The organism is Dysgonomonas sp. Marseille-P4361 (assembly GCF_900343125.1).
Classification (GTDB): Bacteria; Bacteroidota; Bacteroidia; order Bacteroidales; family Dysgonomonadaceae; genus Dysgonomonas.
Window position 1 is genome coordinate 75,372 of record NZ_OPYL01000002.1, and the last position, 16,196, is coordinate 91,567.

Annotated in this window: 21 protein-coding genes; 9 read left to right on the top strand and 12 right to left on the bottom strand. The window is 37.8% G+C overall.

Features of this window, described 5'->3' with window-relative positions; genetic code table 11:
- The first annotated feature begins 11 nt into the window (after positions 1 to 11).
- From DHU68_RS04135 to DHU68_RS04150, 4 genes are all read left to right on the top strand, one after another.
- A complete protein-coding gene (locus DHU68_RS04135; RefSeq protein ID WP_108821724.1) occupies positions 12 to 1,427 on the top strand; it encodes a PspC domain-containing protein in 1,416 nt (471 codons plus the stop codon).
- Positions 1,428 to 1,474: 47 nt separating this feature from the next.
- Positions 1,475 to 1,930 carry a DUF4870 domain-containing protein gene (locus DHU68_RS04140; RefSeq protein WP_108821725.1) on the top strand — a complete coding sequence of 152 codons (456 nt, stop codon included), beginning with the start codon at positions 1,475 to 1,477 and terminating at the stop codon, positions 1,928 to 1,930.
- Between the two features lie 244 nt (positions 1,931 to 2,174).
- Positions 2,175 to 2,651, top strand: coding sequence for a hypothetical protein (locus DHU68_RS04145; RefSeq protein WP_108821726.1), 477 nt, complete (start codon positions 2,175 to 2,177; stop codon positions 2,649 to 2,651).
- A gap of 178 nt (positions 2,652 to 2,829) precedes the next feature.
- Entirely contained in the window at positions 2,830 to 3,783 is a 954-nt protein-coding gene (locus DHU68_RS04150; protein WP_108821727.1) for a tetratricopeptide repeat protein, read from the top strand.
- Here the strand turns inward: DHU68_RS04150 and DHU68_RS04155 are convergent.
- A complete protein-coding gene (locus DHU68_RS04155; RefSeq protein ID WP_108821728.1) occupies positions 3,780 to 4,370 on the bottom strand; it encodes a DUF1287 domain-containing protein in 591 nt (196 codons plus the stop codon). The two genes, DHU68_RS04150 and DHU68_RS04155, sit on opposite strands and share 4 nt — an antisense overlap.
- Before the next feature lie 48 nt (positions 4,371 to 4,418).
- Positions 4,419 to 5,213 (bottom strand): hypothetical protein, encoded by a 795-nt coding sequence (locus DHU68_RS04160; protein WP_108821729.1) that lies wholly within the window; start codon positions 5,211 to 5,213, stop codon positions 4,419 to 4,421.
- Positions 5,214 to 5,432: 219 nt separating this feature from the next.
- On the opposite strand from DHU68_RS04160, the gene DHU68_RS04165 reads away from it, so the two are divergent.
- A complete protein-coding gene (locus DHU68_RS04165; protein ID WP_108821730.1) occupies positions 5,433 to 6,155 on the top strand; it encodes a pirin family protein in 723 nt (240 codons plus the stop codon).
- Between the two features lie 81 nt (positions 6,156 to 6,236).
- On the opposite strand, the gene DHU68_RS04170 is transcribed toward DHU68_RS04165, so the two are convergent.
- From DHU68_RS04170 to DHU68_RS04180, 3 genes are read right to left on the bottom strand one after another with little or no spacing between them, the layout of a single operon-like run.
- Complete coding sequence (locus DHU68_RS04170) at positions 6,237 to 7,013, bottom strand: TatD family hydrolase (protein ID WP_108821731.1); 777 nt, start codon at positions 7,011 to 7,013, stop codon at positions 6,237 to 6,239.
- Positions 7,000 to 7,707: a hypothetical protein gene (locus DHU68_RS04175; RefSeq protein ID WP_108821732.1), complete on the bottom strand. Its 708-nt coding sequence runs from the start codon at positions 7,705 to 7,707 to the stop codon at positions 7,000 to 7,002. Before DHU68_RS04175 ends, DHU68_RS04170 begins: the two co-directional genes overlap by 14 nt.
- 10 nt (positions 7,708 to 7,717) lie before the next feature.
- On the bottom strand, positions 7,718 to 8,695 hold the full coding sequence (locus DHU68_RS04180; protein WP_108821733.1) for a polyprenyl synthetase family protein: 978 nt from the start codon (positions 8,693 to 8,695) through the stop codon (positions 7,718 to 7,720).
- A 186-nt stretch (positions 8,696 to 8,881) separates the two neighbouring features.
- Here DHU68_RS04180 and DHU68_RS04185 point away from each other — a divergent pair, with 186 nt between their 5' ends.
- Positions 8,882 to 9,874, top strand: a complete 993-nt coding sequence (locus DHU68_RS04185) for a glycoside hydrolase family 43 protein (protein ID WP_108821734.1) — start codon at positions 8,882 to 8,884, stop codon at positions 9,872 to 9,874.
- A gap of 15 nt (positions 9,875 to 9,889) precedes the next feature.
- Positions 9,890 to 11,032, top strand: coding sequence for an aldose epimerase family protein (locus tag DHU68_RS04190; protein WP_108821735.1), 1,143 nt, complete (start codon positions 9,890 to 9,892; stop codon positions 11,030 to 11,032).
- A gap of 84 nt (positions 11,033 to 11,116) precedes the next feature.
- Here the strand turns inward: DHU68_RS04190 and DHU68_RS04195 are convergent, their stop codons facing one another.
- Positions 11,117 to 11,650 (bottom strand): hypothetical protein, encoded by a 534-nt coding sequence (locus DHU68_RS04195; RefSeq protein ID WP_108821736.1) that lies wholly within the window; start codon positions 11,648 to 11,650, stop codon positions 11,117 to 11,119.
- Positions 11,651 to 11,873: 223 nt separating this feature from the next.
- On the opposite strand from DHU68_RS04195, the gene epsC reads away from it, so the two are divergent.
- Positions 11,874 to 12,692 carry a serine O-acetyltransferase EpsC gene (epsC, locus tag DHU68_RS04200; RefSeq protein ID WP_108821737.1) on the top strand — a complete coding sequence of 273 codons (819 nt, stop codon included), beginning with the start codon at positions 11,874 to 11,876 and terminating at the stop codon, positions 12,690 to 12,692.
- A 67-nt stretch (positions 12,693 to 12,759) separates the two neighbouring features.
- Positions 12,760 to 13,215 carry a hypothetical protein gene (locus tag DHU68_RS04205; protein WP_108821738.1) on the top strand — a complete coding sequence of 152 codons (456 nt, stop codon included), beginning with the start codon at positions 12,760 to 12,762 and terminating at the stop codon, positions 13,213 to 13,215.
- A 9-nt stretch (positions 13,216 to 13,224) separates the two neighbouring features.
- On the opposite strand, the gene DHU68_RS04210 is transcribed toward DHU68_RS04205, so the two are convergent.
- The 6 genes from DHU68_RS04210 to DHU68_RS04230 are packed head-to-tail and all read right to left on the bottom strand — an operon-like array spanning position 13,225 to position 16,182.
- Positions 13,225 to 13,698, bottom strand: coding sequence for a thermonuclease family protein (locus tag DHU68_RS04210; RefSeq protein ID WP_108821739.1), 474 nt, complete (start codon positions 13,696 to 13,698; stop codon positions 13,225 to 13,227).
- A gap of 5 nt (positions 13,699 to 13,703) precedes the next feature.
- Positions 13,704 to 14,414, bottom strand: coding sequence for a histidine phosphatase family protein (locus tag DHU68_RS04215; protein ID WP_108821740.1), 711 nt, complete (start codon positions 14,412 to 14,414; stop codon positions 13,704 to 13,706).
- A gap of 29 nt (positions 14,415 to 14,443) precedes the next feature.
- Positions 14,444 to 15,049 (bottom strand): outer membrane beta-barrel protein, encoded by a 606-nt coding sequence (locus DHU68_RS04220; protein WP_108821741.1) that lies wholly within the window; start codon positions 15,047 to 15,049, stop codon positions 14,444 to 14,446.
- Positions 15,050 to 15,080: 31 nt separating this feature from the next.
- A complete protein-coding gene (locus DHU68_RS04225; protein ID WP_108821742.1) occupies positions 15,081 to 15,488 on the bottom strand; it encodes a thioesterase family protein in 408 nt (135 codons plus the stop codon).
- Between the two features lie 23 nt (positions 15,489 to 15,511).
- Positions 15,512 to 15,757: a hypothetical protein gene (locus tag DHU68_RS14150; protein ID WP_160111073.1), complete on the bottom strand. Its 246-nt coding sequence runs from the start codon at positions 15,755 to 15,757 to the stop codon at positions 15,512 to 15,514.
- An 8-nt stretch (positions 15,758 to 15,765) separates the two neighbouring features.
- Complete coding sequence (locus DHU68_RS04230; protein ID WP_108822131.1) at positions 15,766 to 16,182, bottom strand: thioesterase family protein; 417 nt, start codon at positions 16,180 to 16,182, stop codon at positions 15,766 to 15,768.
- Positions 16,183 to 16,196 lie beyond the last annotated feature (14 nt).

Sequence of the window (16,196 nt, forward strand, 5' to 3'; positions counted from 1 at the left end):
AAAATAAAGATATGAAACCTACAGTCAAAGTTAGTATAGGAGGTTTTGCATTCAGTCTGGAAGAAGACGCTTATAGTCTGCTGAATGGTTATTTGGAATCGTTGAAGAATCATTTTCGGGGAAGTGCCGAGTCGGAAGAAATTATAGCAGATATAGAGTTCCGAATGAGCGAGCTGTTGCAAATGAGAATGGAAAATGCAGAGAGTGTAGTCTCGTTGGAGGATGCAGAAGAGATTATGAAAATTATGGGTAATCCCAAGGATTTTGGAGATGCCGGTTCGGGCGAAACTTCTCATCCAAAGGAAGCTACTGCGTATCAGGAAGAAGACTCTTTTCGCAAGAGAAGATTGTTTCGGGACCTTAATGATAAGGTGATTGGTGGAGTTTGTAGTGGTTTAGGGCACTATTTCCGAATCGACGTTACTTTGGTTCGTCTGTTGTTCGTAGGGCTTTTCTTCATTCTGTTTTTCTCTTTGCTCGATACACCGTCGTGTATGGTCGTGGTGTTTATTTATGGAGTATTGTGGCTTGTAATGCCTGCGGCTAAAACTTTCAATCAGAAGCTGGCAATGGGAGGAAAAGACCTCTCGATAGAAAATATTGAGGACAGATCGCAACCTGTAAACAGAGCATACAGAGGTAGCGGAGCAGCTAACTTCTTCAAGGTGTTGATAAATGTAATACTGGGTGTCGTTATTTTCTCTGTTGCTGTTGCTGCTGTGGCGCTTGTTGTTGTATTTGTGTGGTTGTGTCTTGATGAAAATGTTTTAGGATTGACAAATTATTTGATCCTTACGGGATATAATACTGTTTATGCGAAAGTTGCGCTTGCTTTGTCACTGTTTCTTCCGGTTTTAGGGTTATTGTGTCTGTTGATAAAACTATTCCGCCGTTCCGATTTTACAACAGGTACTCTGATCTATTTTCTGATGGGTGCGCTATTGTGGGCAGGGTCTTTTGTTTATCTTGGGTCCAAAGGTTTTAGTACGGTTTATCAACGTCAATATGGTGAGACAGTAGAAGAGATTGTCGATATAAAATCGTCATCCGATACATTATATGTCAGGCTGGGTGATGAGTATCAGGATGCAGAGCCATTGCCGAATATGTCAATGATATTTTATAAAGGTGAGGATATTGCCAAACGAAAAGTATTTATTGCTCCCGAGATCAATGTTTATGAAGATAGTACCTTGGTAGATTATAGAATGGAAATAGAAAAACTTAGCGGAGGAAAAGGTGAATATGCAGCAAGGCTTAATGCCGAGAAAATGAAATTGAACTATTCGCAGACAGATTCTCTTCTTCTTATCATGCCTGATTTATATGACAACGACAATCCTTGGCGCTATGAGTCTTACGAGGTGAATATTTATACACCTGCAGGAAAGGCTGTCGTTTTGGATTATCCTAGCGAGTATTACTAAATGAAAGGTTTCCCAAAACATAAATCAAAACTCAAACAATTAGAATCATGAGCATATACGATGACTTAGAAAAACTAAAAGCCTTAAGAGATAAAGGTGCCATATCTGAAGAAGAGTTTCAGCATGAAAAACAACGGATATTGGGAGGAAATGCAGATGTACAGTATCAAACTGATAATTCGGGGTACATTGCCTTGATGCATCTGTCGCAATTTGCGGGATTTATTATTTGCGGATTAGGTTTTCTTCTTCCTGTTATTTTGTGGGTTTCGCGATCCAAAGAGAGCAGCGAGGTGGATATGCATGGAAAGAATATAATGAACTTTATGCTAAGTATGCTTATTTATACCATTTTGCTGATTCCTCTATGTTTCTTGATCGTAGGCATTCCTCTTTTAATAGTTTTAGGAATTCTCGAAATCATATTTATTATAATAGCCGCAGTAAAAGCAGCTAATGGTGAGTATTGGAAATATCCTTTATCTATAACTTTCTTTTCTTAAATAAAGTTAAATTTACAGGTGGTTATTTTAGGCTTTGAGCTTGTATGCTTGCTTTAAATGATTGTGTCAATATCTACTGTATTTATATTGTTATCTAATTTATAAATAGTGAATTATGTTATTTCTGTATCGGGTGGTGATCGTCTTGCTATCCGATACTTTTTTTAGATAAAAATGCAATAAACTTCTTGTATATTTCGTTCTATATGTATATATTTGTAAAATAAACTTAAATTGTTGGGTTATGAAAATTAGGTGCCTGACATATCTTCTTTTATTAGTGATGACTTTAGGCCTTCTATTCACGTCGTGTGACGGAGATGATGGATCAAGTGTTCAAAACATTGAGGGACATTGGGTATATTCGGGGACAAAGGCGGATGTTTATGCAATCGATTCAGTCGATCAGGCAAGAATTGAAAATTATATTCAGAATAGAACCAGCGACTTAAAGCTAAGCTACGAGTTTAAGAATGATAAGACATACTATTACTATCAGAGTTTGGAAGAGCCGATGAAAGGTATTGTAAAACCGATAGATAAGGAGTATTTTATTATGGATGATGCAAAAGGTAAGAAAACGCTGGCTGCTCAAGATTCCCTTATATATGTAGTGTCGGACTTGAAAGAAGAGATTGTCAGAGAATTAGAGATTGATGAACGCAGACTTGTTAAAGCGTTGGCGGTAGATACATTTACGAGAGGTTTGTATGTTGAATAATATCGCCGGGTGATACGATGTAAAAAAAATATAGGATGGAATAATCTTAATAGGATTATTCCATTTGAAATATAAAGAGTAAAAGGAGACAATAAAATGGTCGTAGGATTAAAAGTTTTTGTAACTTTGGATCCGAAAAGTGACAAAAATTAGTAAGTCGTTTGAAAAAGTATAAAAAATGACAAGACAACACACAATTTTACAGAAATATATTATTCCGTTCATTCTTTTATCGCCAGCCATTATTTTTCTATTTATAACGGCATGTAAGCCTTTTGATAAAGAAATAAAGCAAGATCAGCATATTGCAGCATTCAGACTCCAGTTGAGCAGAGTGCAGGATAGTATTGACGACATATCGGGAAGGGTGGTTGCTTATCAGACAATAATTGGTCAGATTGCAAAAGACAAAGGTCTGATTGCCGAGCGTAAGAAAAACAATCTCCTGATAGAAGGAAATGTATATTTGTGTAACGAATATCTTATCTCCGGAGGGTACGATAAAGCAATTGATGTATCCAATGAGATTTTGCGTATCGACTCTACGCTAGCTAAAGGGTATTACAAAAGAGGATCGATATATCAACTGATGAATAATGATAGTTTGGCTCTTCTGGATTATGCAAAAACTCTAGAATTGAACCCTGACTATACAGATGCTTTTTACAACAGAGGAATTATCTATCAGGATGCAGGTTCGTACGAATTGGCATTAAAGGATTATACCAGAGCTATAAAGAAAGAACCTTTGTATATAGGCGATGCGTATAATAACAGAGGAAATGTTTATCTTGCAACTAATGAGGTCGAAAAAGCGTTGGCTGATTATGATAAAGCGCTCGAATACGATTCAACTAATGCTAAAATATATTGCAACAGGGCATGGGCTCACTATATGTGTGACGACTTTGACAAAGCCTTGTCTGATTGTAATAAGGCCTTGAGTCTTGATTCGTTGAATATAAACGCTATAACCAAACGAGCATCTATTTACGAGAAAAAGGAACAATACGCAGAAGCTATAAAAGATTATAAGAATGTAATCAAATTAGACTCGTTGGACGCATATAATACTCACGCAGACTCAAGAAAATCAATTACACGCCTTAAGGCTCTGAAGTCAAAAGGTTAATCTCCGCTATAACGGTAATGCCCCGTAATCTTAAAAGAGAATAAGCAATCTTCCAAAACCTGTCCTCTGCCTATATTGTGAACAATCAAAGGTCGTTTCCCATCGCGTGACATACGATCTGTAACAATACCTACATGTTTCAGCCCTTTAGGGAGATCCCATGTGACAATGTCGCCGGGAAGATAATCTTTTCCGTTGTCGGATATTTTCAGGATGGTGCCGAAGCGTGAAAAGAATTTAGCCTGATTGGGTACCCTTCGGTGATCTATATTTCTATTTGGTTTCTTCAGTCCCCAATTTTTAGGATATACTGCAAAATTAGCCTTCATATCCTCATGTATTTTTTGCTGGAGGTCTATTCCTAGCTTTCGGTAAGCTCTGATAACGACATCGGTGCAGACTCCCCGGTCGGCAGGAACATCCCCATTAGGATAAGCTATTGTATAATAACTAGGGTCGTAAATAACTTTGTTTTTGGTAAGGCTGATGGTGGCATCAGATAATCGCTTCGAGAAACTATCCTGCTGTGCAAATAGTGCCGAAAAGCAAGCGCTAAGGATGATCGTAAGGAGTAGCTTTGTCTTCATAAACTATTTAATTAGATATTAATCTAATTAAATAGAGTGAATTGAGTCTTAGTTTCCATAAAAGACAGGAGCAATAAACGGTCTATTTACCCATTTTCCGTTAAAAGGATTTAGTTCTCTTATCAATCCTCCTTCTACACCAAACTTATCTGTTACTTTTACTTCTATCGATCCTCCGTAGTAAGTTTGAGGATACATGTGCATCATTGGACCCGAAATGCGGTTTTTGTCTCCATGTGCGGAGTACTGACCAAATACATTGAATCGGATTCTGTCATGTACAATGAATTTTACATGAGCATTTGCTCCTACATCATTGTAGTATCTGTTTTGCAAGCCTCCGTATATATGGCTGTACTTGGCTCCATATACTCCCCCCGAAATAATTAACCAGTTTGCAGGCCGGTAGTTAAGATTCGCATTTATCACACGGTTTTCGCCCAATGTAGGGTAGGTTGTATGACCCGATGAAGTGGATATCCATACATTATCAGCCAGACCCAATCCTGACGAAAACTTGTAATCGTTAGCAAAAGGGTTGTGAATAAGTGGTGATAAAGTCAAAGGTGGACTTGAAGGCTCGCGTAAAGCTGGAGTTGTGAAATCGAAAGTCTTCATTTCAGTCTCTCCTAATGTAGGTTTTATATTCAGGCTGTTTGTGAAAATATCAGAAGATTTGTCTGTATGGGGGGTGTCTTCAATGTTGAGATAATGATTCAACTTTTCGTTTGGCTGTTTCAGTTCTTCTTTGATAATAGGGATACTGTCTTTCTTGGCATCCGATTGCGCATAAGAAGAAAGAACAGAGACTGAAAGGAGTAATGTGAATAGTAGATTTTTCATAATTGTCCACTTTATTACTTAACAGTAAAGTTACAAATTTATTTCATATCATAAATTTATTTAGATGTTAGTTCGTTTAGTTTTTCTTGATTTATAATCTTATTTATCTATAAATATATTTATGAATATGTATTATTTTTATTATTTTGATAATAGATATAGAGGTGTTATCTTTGTAGTGTAAAAAAAGAAAATAATCAAATAAGAAAGGGAAATAGTATGAACACAACTTTATTTCGCGCATCTTCAAGAGGTCATGCAAACCATGGATGGTTAGACTCTCGTCATACATTTAGTTTTGCAAATTATTATAACCCCGATCGCATCAACTTTGGTGCATTGAGAGTAGTAAATGATGATATAGTAGCCGGAGGCGAAGGTTTTGGAACGCACCCTCACGACAATATGGAAATCGTATCTATACCGTTGTACGGAGACTTGGAACACAAAGATAGTATGGGGCATACAGAAGTTATCCGTTCGGGCGAAGTGCAAGTAATGAGTGCCGGAACAGGTATCACGCATAGCGAGTACAATGCGAACAAAGAAAAACCGGTAAGCTTCTTCCAAATATGGGTATTCCCTAACGAAAGAAATGTAACTCCTCGTTACGATCAACGTAAGTTCGATTTCTTGGAAAAGAAGAATCAATTGGTTCAGCTAGTAGGGCCTAAAGACGATAAAGAAAACACCGGTATGTGGATGCACCAAGATGCTTGGTTTAGCATGGGAACATACGACAAAGGCGTTGAATTCGAGTATAAACCAAAGAAAGCAGGTAATGGAGTATTTGCAATGGTGGTAGAAGGTGAATTTACAGTAGCTGGTCAGAAACTAAATCATAGAGATGCTTTAGGTGTATCGGATACAGATGTTGTAAAACTGACAGCTGATACAGATAACGCACGTATCTTATTAATAGACGTACCGATGGTATTCTAAAATAGTGAAGTTTTGTATATTAGAAAGTCCGAGCAGAATTAATCTACTCGGACTTTTGCTTTTATATTCGTTTTCTGAATTTTAATAATCTAAGGAAAATAAGTCTTTTGCATTTTTTGTAGTTATTTCACCTACCTTTTCCGGGCTGATATTATATTTCCCAGCCAGTCTTTCCACTACATTTACGGTGTAAGAAGACTCGTTTCGCTTTCCTCTGTAGGGAACTGGAGCCAGGTAAGGTGAATCGGTCTCTATTATGATATGCGATAAATCAGTCTCTTGCAAAACGGTTGGGAGCGTAGAATTCTTAAAAGTTACAACTCCATTGATACCCAGTAAAAAGTTTTTCAAGTCGAGAATGTCCCGCAACTCTGTTTCTGTTCCTCCAAAACTATGAAATACACCTCTCAATTTTTCCGCACCTACATTTTTTATACACTCTACGCATTCTGCAATAGCATCGCGCGAGTGGATGGCAACAGGCAGGTCAAACTCGATGCTCCAGCGAAGTTGCTCTTCGAAAGCATATCTCTGCTCTTTTTCGAATGTTTTGTCCCAATACAGATCGATGCCTATTTCGCCTATTGCTATATACTTCCTTTTGTCCAGCTGTTCTCTTGTAACTTCTAGCTGATGCATATAATCTTCTTTTACGCTGGTAGGGTGTAGCCCCATCATAGGGATACAATAGCCGTCGTATCGGTCTGCTACAGCATGCAGTCGGTCAAGCGATTCTATATCAATGTTTGGCAATAAAATTTTTTCTACTCCTGCTTGTTTAGCTCGGTTGATGACATCAGGTAGGTCGTTGTCAAATTCCTCGGAGTATATATGGGAATGAGTATCAATTATTTTCACTGTTTTCCTTTTCTCTTTCTTCTTTTCTTAAATAATAAACTATTCCATATTCTTTACATCGTTCAATCTTTTCATTGCTTGGGAGCGAAGAAAAAGCCGCTTCTACTTGGTTCCATAATGTAGCAAGTATGAAATCTATATCTTCACGCTGTTGACTCAACGTGTCCAGTTGTCTGGCTGTTGTGTTCTGATGTGTCTTCTGAGAGAAGTAAGCGTCTTTAAACTGCGAAAAGGCAACGTTTACCCTTGCTATAGTGGGATTGTAAATCGGTATTCCTCCTTGTGCCAACCGGGTTTGTTCACCTTTTACAATGCTGTCTCCCCAGTAGAGGATCGCATCATTGCTAGTTAGATCCGGAACGGCGAAGTTGTCTGGTTCAAGATTGTAAAACTGTTTATGTTCTTTTTTTATCTCATTTCTGATTACACACAAGTTCAAAACTTGGATAAAATGCGAGATGTACAACTTTGCATTCTTTACTAATTTTTGAAACCTTCTGTTTGCCGATGCTTGTATCTCCAGACTGTCCTTGTAGCGAATCTGCGCACTCTCGAAATTGCGAAGCATAATCTCCAGTTTTCGGACGTCCATCGAAATTACATTCTGTCCAAAAAGCGAATTATGTTTCTCAATAGCAGCTCGTAGAGCTTTTATTCTTGCATTGTCAGTATTAGGCAGCCGGCGATATGGCATAATAATACGTTTATGAAGTTCTAGATATAAGGGTGATTGCCAGTTTGTGCAGCTCTTCTTTTCTCTCTTTTGCTACACTTACTTTGTCGAGGCAGTCCATTGCCTTGTTGCAATAGTCATTTATCAGTTTTTCTGATTTCTCTTTTAGATCTAGTCTGTTATATATATCAGTCACAGCTTTTATCTTTTCCTCTTCTACAACGTTTTCTTTATTCATCCACATCGTAAGCTCATCTTTGGTGGAAGGGTCAGATAAGGCATTAATAAGGAGGAATGTTTTCTTGTTGCAGAGGATGTCACCACCAATTTTTTTTCCAAAGGTTTCACTGTTTCCATATACATCCAGCAGATCGTCTTTTAACTGGAATCCTAAGCCGACATTGATACCAAAGTCGTAGAGATAATCTCCGTCTTCTTTCGATGCTCCGGCTATTATAGCGCCTTCTTTCAGGGCGCATCCCAATAGTACAGCAGTCTTCAGGCGGATCATTTCTATATATTCCGGAATTGTTACATCCATTCTCTGCTCAAACTCCATATCGTATTGTTGTCCGCAACATATTTCAGTAGCTGTAGTCGTAAACAGTTCAAGAGCCTGCGGTAAGAATTGAGTCTCTGTTTTCGCTATTTCTCTGTATGCTTCTATAAGCATAGCATCACCAGACAATACAGCGGTGTTATCGTCCCACTTAATATGCACAGTAGGTTTTCCTCTTCTCATGTCAGCCTTGTCCATTAGGTCGTCGTGTAAGAGTGTGAAATTGTGGAAAATTTCTATAGCCAAGGCTATTGGCATGATGCGGGTGAGATCGTCTTTGTACAGATTGTATGACATGAGCGACAGTGCCGGACGTACTCTTTTCCCTCCTAACGAAAGGATGTAGGATATTGGTTCGAAAAGTGACTCAGGTTTTGTCTCAAACTTGATAGTCTCTATAGTGGCATTAACGATATCTAATACTTCTTCAAAAGTTTGTAATGATTTCATTATTAGGATGTATGGTTTAAAATGGTGAAACAGTAAAACTTAGCGTTTTTTTATATTCGAAAACATGTATCGAAGTCCCAACAAAGGTAGTCTTTAATGAATAAAAATCAAAATATTAGAAAATAGAAGATTCTAAGAAAATTATTCCTATTTTTATGCCCTCTAATGTTAATTTAAACGTACGAAATGAAAAAAAGTTTTCTATTTATTATTGTCTGTTTGATTGGATTTCAAGCGTGTGGGACAAAGAAAGAAGAGTCAACAGTAAAAGCAAAATCTGGGAATCCTATTTTTGAAGGTTGGTGTGCCGACCCTGAAGGTATCATTTTTGGTGATGAATACTGGATTTTTCCAACCCATTCAGACCTGTATGAAAAACAAGTCTTTCTAGATGCTTATTCTTCTCCTGATTTGGTAAACTGGACAAAGCATGAGCGTGTTGTAGATACAGCAGCTGTAAAATGGATTCACAAAGCTATGTGGGCTCCGGCAATAGTAGAAAAAGACAGCAAATATTACTTGTTCTTTGGCGGAAATGATATTCAAAGCGATGATGAATATGGTGGTATTGGTGTAGCAGTTGCTGATAAACCTGGAGGCCCTTACAAAGATCATCTAGGAAAACCTCTTATCGATAAATTCCATAATGGAGCTCAGCCAATCGATCAATTCGTATTCAAAGATAAAGATGGAAGTCACTATATCTATTATGGCGGATGGCGTCATTGTAACGTTGCTAAACTTAACGAAGATTTCACCGGATTTATTCCATTCGAAGACGGAACTATCTTTAAAGAAGTTACTCCTGAAAACTATGTAGAAGGTCCGTTTATGTTTATCCGCGATGGCAAATATTATTTCATGTGGTCGGAAGGCGGATGGGGTGGTCCTAACTACAGTGTAGCCTATGCTATCGCTGATTCTCCGTTTGGTCCGTTTGAAAGAATCGGAAAGATATTGGAACAAGACCCGGAAGTGGCTACAAGTGCAGGGCATCACTCAGTGATTCACGAACCTAAATCAGATAAATATTATATCGTATATCACCGTCGTCCGAAAGGTGAAACAGCTAGAGATTATCGTGTAACTTGTATCGATGAAATGACTTTTGATGAAAATGGTCATATCAACCAAGTGAAAATAACTTTTGAAGGAGTAGAAGCTAATCCATTAAAATAAACATAGAAATAGATTATGAAGAAAACATTAATTGCTGCATTCGCTGCATTCCTACTAGTAGGATGTAAAGGTAATGCACCAGTAGAAGAAGCTACAAAGTCTGGCTTGCTGAAGAAAAACTTCCAGACAGAGCATCAAGGAAAACAAACTGACCTGTATGTATTGACAAATGCTTCCGGAATGGAAGTGTGTATCACTAACTATGGTGGTCGTATTGCATCTATCCTTGTGCCGGATAAAGACGGAAAAATGAGAGATGTATCGGTAGGGTTCGAGTCTATCAAGGATCATATCAGTGTTGCAGGAAACAACTATGGCGCACTTATCGGACGTTACGGAAACCGTATCGGCAATGGTACTTTTGAAATTGATGGTGTGAAATACGATCTTCCTAAAAATAACTATGGTCATACACTTCACGGAGGTGATAACGGTTTCCACACTGTAGTGTGGGATGCAAAACAAGTAGACAATAGTACACTTGAACTTACTTACCTGTCTAAAGACGGTGAAGAAGGATTTCCAGGAAACCTGACTTGTAAAGTTGTGTATCACTTAGGAGCAGATAACGATCTTCATATCAAATATGAAGCGGAAACAGACAAGCCTACAGTTGTGAACTTGACTAACCACTGTTATTTCAACATGGATGGTGATGTAGCTGTGAAGAACTCTGATTGGGTACTATACCTGAATGCTGATCAATATACTCCGGTAGATTCTACATTTATGACTACTGGCGAGATTCTGACAGTAGAAGGTACAGATATGGACTTCCGCACACCGACAGTTATAGGTAAGAGAATCGACAACTTCGAATTCGACCAATTGAAGAATGGAAAAGGATATGATCACAACTGGGTGTTGAATACTAAAGGTGATATTACTAAAGTTGCAGCTACACTAGAGTCTCCGGCTTCGGGTATTGCTATGGATGTATTTACTACCGAACCGGGTGTTCAATTCTATGCAGGTAACTTTATGGACGGAAAAGATACAGGTAAGAAAGGTGTTCCTAACGGACATCGTGGAGCTGTATGTCTTGAAACTCAAAAATATCCTGATACTCCTAACAAGAAAGATTGGCCATCTACAGAACTTCGTCCCGGAGAGAAATATACTACAGAAACTATCTATAAGTTTTATGTAAAAAAATAAAATTCTATACAGAATTAATAAACAAAGGCTAGCTTCGTAACAGGAGTTAGCCTTTGTCTTTTTAGATGTTTTTGTAATGAGAGTTTACTCATATTTTGCAGGGACATAACGCACTAGCTTTTCCAGCAGCTTTATGTATATATGCAAGAGGATAAGAGGGATTATGCCGAAGAAACCAAAAGAGCAATCGATCAGTCTCCACCAAAAAGGAATATCTCTGATTGCCCCGCAGATAAGTGCAAGAGGTATTACTCCGATACAAGCTATCATCCCAAAATGCACAATCCATATATTCCTGATAGGCTTTTTGTAAAGCCCAATGAAAGCAGCGGCAATAACTAAATGTGAGAATGCCAACCAATCTGTACCATAGCTTAGAAAAGGGTATGTCTGATTGGTGTTAATAACTCCTGCAGCTACAGTTGCTATCCACCCTCTCAGACCATCGTATGTATCGGGTGGCACGTCTAGCGAAATATCAAGCACCTGGCAAGCTATTTGAATCTCACTCTCGATAGGAAATGCCGTCACCCCTGAGGCAACAAGAGCCAGCATGTAGAAAATTGTCAAAGATCTGATCTTGAACAATACCTTTTTTTCTAAACTATTACTTTCCATAATTATTTATTAAAAGAACTTTGTGTTACAAAGTAAATAAAAGTTTTTGATTTGCGCTTCTTTTTATAAGAAAATATTATGAAAGAGATCTCTTAACTTGAAGATGTTGGCTAAACTATGAGTTTGATTTCGGATGATACAGGAGGAGTTGTAAATTTAGTGTAACTAATTCTGTGTTATTGATCTTTAATTTTTTAATTTTGTTTGTAGAACCCAGAATATTATGACGAAAATTTACGATATAACTAATAAATTGAGAGCCGAATCGAAACTGATCCCGATTAATCGCTTAGAACTTGAAGATGCTCTCAATACGCTTATAAATAGAGTATTGTTCCCAATATGCGATCAGGAGAAGTCGCGCGAGAAGAAACTCTATTATTTCTATTCGGTATTGGTAGAAAATATAACAGCTCTGCTGGATAGAAAGCAAGCTGAGGAAACGGTTGATACTTTTATAGCCAAGCTGCCCGAAATTCAAGATCGCTTGTTTAAAGAAGCTGCTGTGTACTACGAAAATGATCCTGCCGCCAAATCGGTAGAAGAAGTGATTTTGACTTATCCCGGTTTTTTCGCTCAGGTGGTTTATCGTATTTCACACGAATTTTATAAGATGAAAACCCCGATAATACCAAGACTATTTTCTGAATATGCACATTCTAAGGTAGGAGTGGATATTAATCCGGGAGCAGAGATTGGAGATAATCTTTATATCGACCATGGTACAGGTATCGTAATAGGTGAAACAACCATTATAGGGAAGAATGTGAAGATTTATCAAGGGGTAACACTAGGAGCATTGTTTGTAACCAAGAGTTTATCGAACGAAAAGCGTCATCCTACCATAGAAGATAATGTGGTTATCTATGCCGGAGCAACTATTCTAGGAGGAACAACAGTAGTTGGTCACGACTCGGTGATAGGGGGTAATGCCTGGCTGACGAAAAGTGTGGTTCCTTATTCTCTTGTACAACAAAATGCAGAGATCAGAATACATAATACACTCAATTCGAAAGGCGATATATTAGATTTTAATATATAAAATTTAAATAGGTCTATAATTCAATTTTTTTACTACTTTCGTAGATTACTTCAAACATCGTCATAGTATGGAAGCAAGCGCAAATAGAGATGCAGTAACGCTGGTTAAGGATACGTTTCAGGAAGCTATAGATATTTTAGCAAAAGAGTATCAAGGTAGTTCCTTGACAGATATTTTTATTACAGTAGATAAAGAGAGTGGAGAGGTTGCTTTTTTCGACGATGAGGAGAATAAGGTAGCCGAAATAGTGATTTTCAATTGGGTTGATAAAGTAGATTCACTCGATGATCGGGAGGTTATTTCTGTATTGAGGAATGCTACAGAGCAACTAGACGATGAGGATAAATTCTCTTCCCTCGATATATATAAACCGTTTTCGGTGAATTATGCCGATGAGAATATGGCTGTTATAGAAGAGCTGTTGCTGATAAACGAAGACTCGGTTGTAGAGTTGAGTAATGACCTGCTCGATAAATTAGATAAAGAATTCGACGATTTTCTAGATAAATTATTGAAAGAGTAAATATAAAATTTACTCTTTCTTTTTCTTTCTGAACTCGAATGGAGACATAGGGTTCTTTTTACTCCATATATTCAATTTCTCGCTTCTGGCTATTTGCTCCAATGAGTCAAGTCTGGGATTGTCTACAAAGTGGCTGTAATACCAAGCCAATCCGTTTCTGACCATTTCTTCGTTCACGTTTATTCCATCAACATATACTGTGCCTAAGGTGCGGTCGTATTGGTCTATATCTTCAACGGTTACTTCGACTAACTTTCCATAGCATAGATCGTTCAGTAGTTGTCGCGACTTAGTGCCGAAATCTTGTCCTCTTTCGGGAGCATCTATTCCGTACAAACGAACTTTTATCTTCTCGTTGGTGATTGTCTTCATCGTGAAAGTATCACCGTCGGCAACACTCACAACTTCACCTGTTATCGTGTTCGAATTGGGATCGCAGGATGTTAATAATGCGATGATAAAAAGAAATATCAATTTGTACATAATAGTTATAGTTTAGATGCTATTTCTTTCCCTTTGTTTACATAGCTCATATCTGCCATAGAGTGTACGGTGAACTCCCCATCTTGATAAGTAACTTCGCATACAGCAGCATTCTCTAGCGGTTTTTCGAAGTATTTATCACCACCAAGCCCAAGCAACATGGCAAGGATACTCATGCCGTGAGAAACGACTAAAATATTTCCGTCTCCTTGCTCTATTTCTCGTATCGCTATCTCTCTCAAGCTTTCCTGAGTACGAGCTTCTACCTGAGAAAAACTCTCAGCCATATTTAGTCTGTCGATTGCTTTAACTGCATTAAGGACTTCTTTGTAGCTAATCTTCTTAGCCAGAATATCTTTCACCATTTCGTCCATCGATACATAATGAAGATAAAGAGCGGCACTGTTCCACATCACATGATTGTAGTCAGCCTCGAAGCTTCCAAAACAAGCTTCGCGTAACCCGGGCATCTCTACGATAGGTAGGTCATCTTGTTCTTTCGCTCCAAGTATGATTTGCGAAGTTTGTCTTGTTCTGCGTAAATCGCTGCAATAAGCTGTTCTGAAATTAATATCACTAAGTCCGTATCCTAAGTGACGAGCAGCTTCTATGCCCTCATTTGTAAGGGGTGAATCGCACCACCCTTGTACTTTGTCGAGTGTGTTCATCAATGTTTTCCCATGACGAACCACATATATTCTAAGTTTATTTGACATTATATATTTTAAATTATAACACTAATAGCCTAAAACCTATAATTAGCTCCTATCTTCAAACCATACTCCGAAAAACGTTGATGATATGATGATAAAGGAAACGGTATCCACACATGCATTTTATGATAAGGATTTACAAAAATAGAAAGTCCTGAATCGAAGTCATATTTACCTCCAATACCTAAAACAGTTCCTAGGCCGGATTGTTTATTAACAGAATTATTTTTCGATACTTCGAAGTCTAATAGGAAACCTGCATTTAAGAAGATGTATTTTCCTAAATTTATATTTGTTGTAAGAGGTATCGTTAGTAGTTTTATATTTTCGTTCCATGACGAGTGATTATACTTTTCTCCCATGTATGGAGGAGTGATTCTTATTTTAGATCTGGAAAATTCTAAACCACTTTGTAGCTCTATACGTTTGCTTAGGATGAAAGTGTAGCTGGCACCTAATGTGTAAAAACCTTTTCCATCTATACTGGCATCTCCATCTTCTTCACACGCAAAAGAATCGTTCCCTCCTATAAAAGTTGTATGAATACCCACTTTATGTTTGGAAGTCTTTTCAATATTTTGAGCATTGATACTCACCGAAAAACAGAATAATAATATGTAGCTTAAATAAAATTTCATAATAATTATCTTTTCAGAAGATAGGTTAAATTTATTTCCAAGTTAAATAGTCAACAAATACTTTGTCAAACATTTCGGGCATCACAACCTTCCCGTCGACAAGGCAGACTACTTCTATATCGGCCTTTGCACACAACGTATTGTCAGGTATTCGGGTTATCTCCTGATGAAAATAATAGCGCACACCTTCGCGCACTGCAGTCGCTGTACAAACAAATTCCTCTGAGCCTCTTAACGAATTACGATAATTGATATTTACATTCCGTACCACGGGGATAATGTTTGCTTCGGTGAGGTCGCGTAGGCGAAGTCCGCACTGCTCCATCAATTCGTGGCGAGTAGCCTCAAAATAATGTAGGTAGATGGCATTGTTGACCACTCCTTGCGAATCGCACTCGTAGTCGCGCACCTTCATTTTGTTTTCGTATATTTTTGCCATAGTTTGTATTCTTAATGTGTTAACTATTTTTTTCTAAAACTTCTGTAAAGCAAATAAGTCAGACCTATTGTGATGATGATGAAAACAGATGAAATGATACCGAAGACTTCTATGGCTTGCTCATGATATACAACTATACCATTAAAATATCGTCCTTCCGAATTGTAAGGAAGATTCATACGATTTATAAACGCAGTTGTAAATAAGACGCTAAGACCCACCGATACCAGCAATAAAAAGGAAAGGATAATTTTTCTTACTGTTTTCATAATTCAACTCAATCGATTAGAAATTTACCTAGCTTCTCGTCAAACAAATCGGGCTTGCCAACTTTTCCATTTACCATACATGCCGTTTCTACTTTGGCTGTAGAGCAAACTTTATTGTCCTTCAATCGGATAATCTTTTGATGAAATATGTAACGGATACCTTCTTTTTCTATTTTGTCTACTGTACAGATAAAGTCGTTTGCCCCTCTCAGAGAATGCTTGTAACGGATGTACACACTCACCACAACAGCATCTATTCCCTCTTGATGCAGTTCGTAAAAGTTTAATCCGTTCTCTTCCAGAAATTCGTGGCGAACTACCTCGTAGTAGTGTTGATAGTTGGCATTGTTCACAATACCTTGTGCGTCGCATTCGTAGTCGCGCACCTTCATTTTGAATTCGTATAGTGGTTTGTTTTCTTTCATGTCGGTTTGTGTAT

Coding starts and splice junctions, on each gene's coding strand:
- DHU68_RS04135 (WP_108821724.1), top strand. CDS start 12: ATGAAACCTACAGTCAAAGTTAGTATAGGAGGTTTTGCATTCAGTCTG.
- DHU68_RS04140 (WP_108821725.1), top strand. CDS start 1,475: ATGAGCATATACGATGACTTAGAAAAACTAAAAGCCTTAAGAGATAAA.
- DHU68_RS04145 (WP_108821726.1), top strand. CDS start 2,175: ATGAAAATTAGGTGCCTGACATATCTTCTTTTATTAGTGATGACTTTA.
- DHU68_RS04150 (WP_108821727.1), top strand. CDS start 2,830: ATGACAAGACAACACACAATTTTACAGAAATATATTATTCCGTTCATT.
- DHU68_RS04155 (WP_108821728.1), bottom strand. CDS start 4,370: ATGAAGACAAAGCTACTCCTTACGATCATCCTTAGCGCTTGCTTTTCG.
- DHU68_RS04160 (WP_108821729.1), bottom strand. CDS start 5,213: ATGAAAAATCTACTATTCACATTACTCCTTTCAGTCTCTGTTCTTTCT.
- DHU68_RS04165 (WP_108821730.1), top strand. CDS start 5,433: ATGAACACAACTTTATTTCGCGCATCTTCAAGAGGTCATGCAAACCAT.
- DHU68_RS04175 (WP_108821732.1), bottom strand. CDS start 7,707: ATGCCATATCGCCGGCTGCCTAATACTGACAATGCAAGAATAAAAGCT.
- DHU68_RS04180 (WP_108821733.1), bottom strand. CDS start 8,695: ATGAAATCATTACAAACTTTTGAAGAAGTATTAGATATCGTTAATGCC.
- DHU68_RS04185 (WP_108821734.1), top strand. CDS start 8,882: ATGAAAAAAAGTTTTCTATTTATTATTGTCTGTTTGATTGGATTTCAA.
- DHU68_RS04190 (WP_108821735.1), top strand. CDS start 9,890: ATGAAGAAAACATTAATTGCTGCATTCGCTGCATTCCTACTAGTAGGA.
- DHU68_RS04195 (WP_108821736.1), bottom strand. CDS start 11,650: ATGGAAAGTAATAGTTTAGAAAAAAAGGTATTGTTCAAGATCAGATCT.
- epsC (WP_108821737.1), top strand. CDS start 11,874: ATGACGAAAATTTACGATATAACTAATAAATTGAGAGCCGAATCGAAA.
- DHU68_RS04205 (WP_108821738.1), top strand. CDS start 12,760: ATGGAAGCAAGCGCAAATAGAGATGCAGTAACGCTGGTTAAGGATACG.
- DHU68_RS04210 (WP_108821739.1), bottom strand. CDS start 13,698: ATGTACAAATTGATATTTCTTTTTATCATCGCATTATTAACATCCTGC.
- DHU68_RS04215 (WP_108821740.1), bottom strand. CDS start 14,414: ATGTCAAATAAACTTAGAATATATGTGGTTCGTCATGGGAAAACATTG.
- DHU68_RS04220 (WP_108821741.1), bottom strand. CDS start 15,049: ATGAAATTTTATTTAAGCTACATATTATTATTCTGTTTTTCGGTGAGT.
- DHU68_RS04225 (WP_108821742.1), bottom strand. CDS start 15,488: ATGGCAAAAATATACGAAAACAAAATGAAGGTGCGCGACTACGAGTGC.
- DHU68_RS14150 (WP_160111073.1), bottom strand. CDS start 15,757: ATGAAAACAGTAAGAAAAATTATCCTTTCCTTTTTATTGCTGGTATCG.
- DHU68_RS04230 (WP_108822131.1), bottom strand. CDS start 16,182: ATGAAAGAAAACAAACCACTATACGAATTCAAAATGAAGGTGCGCGAC.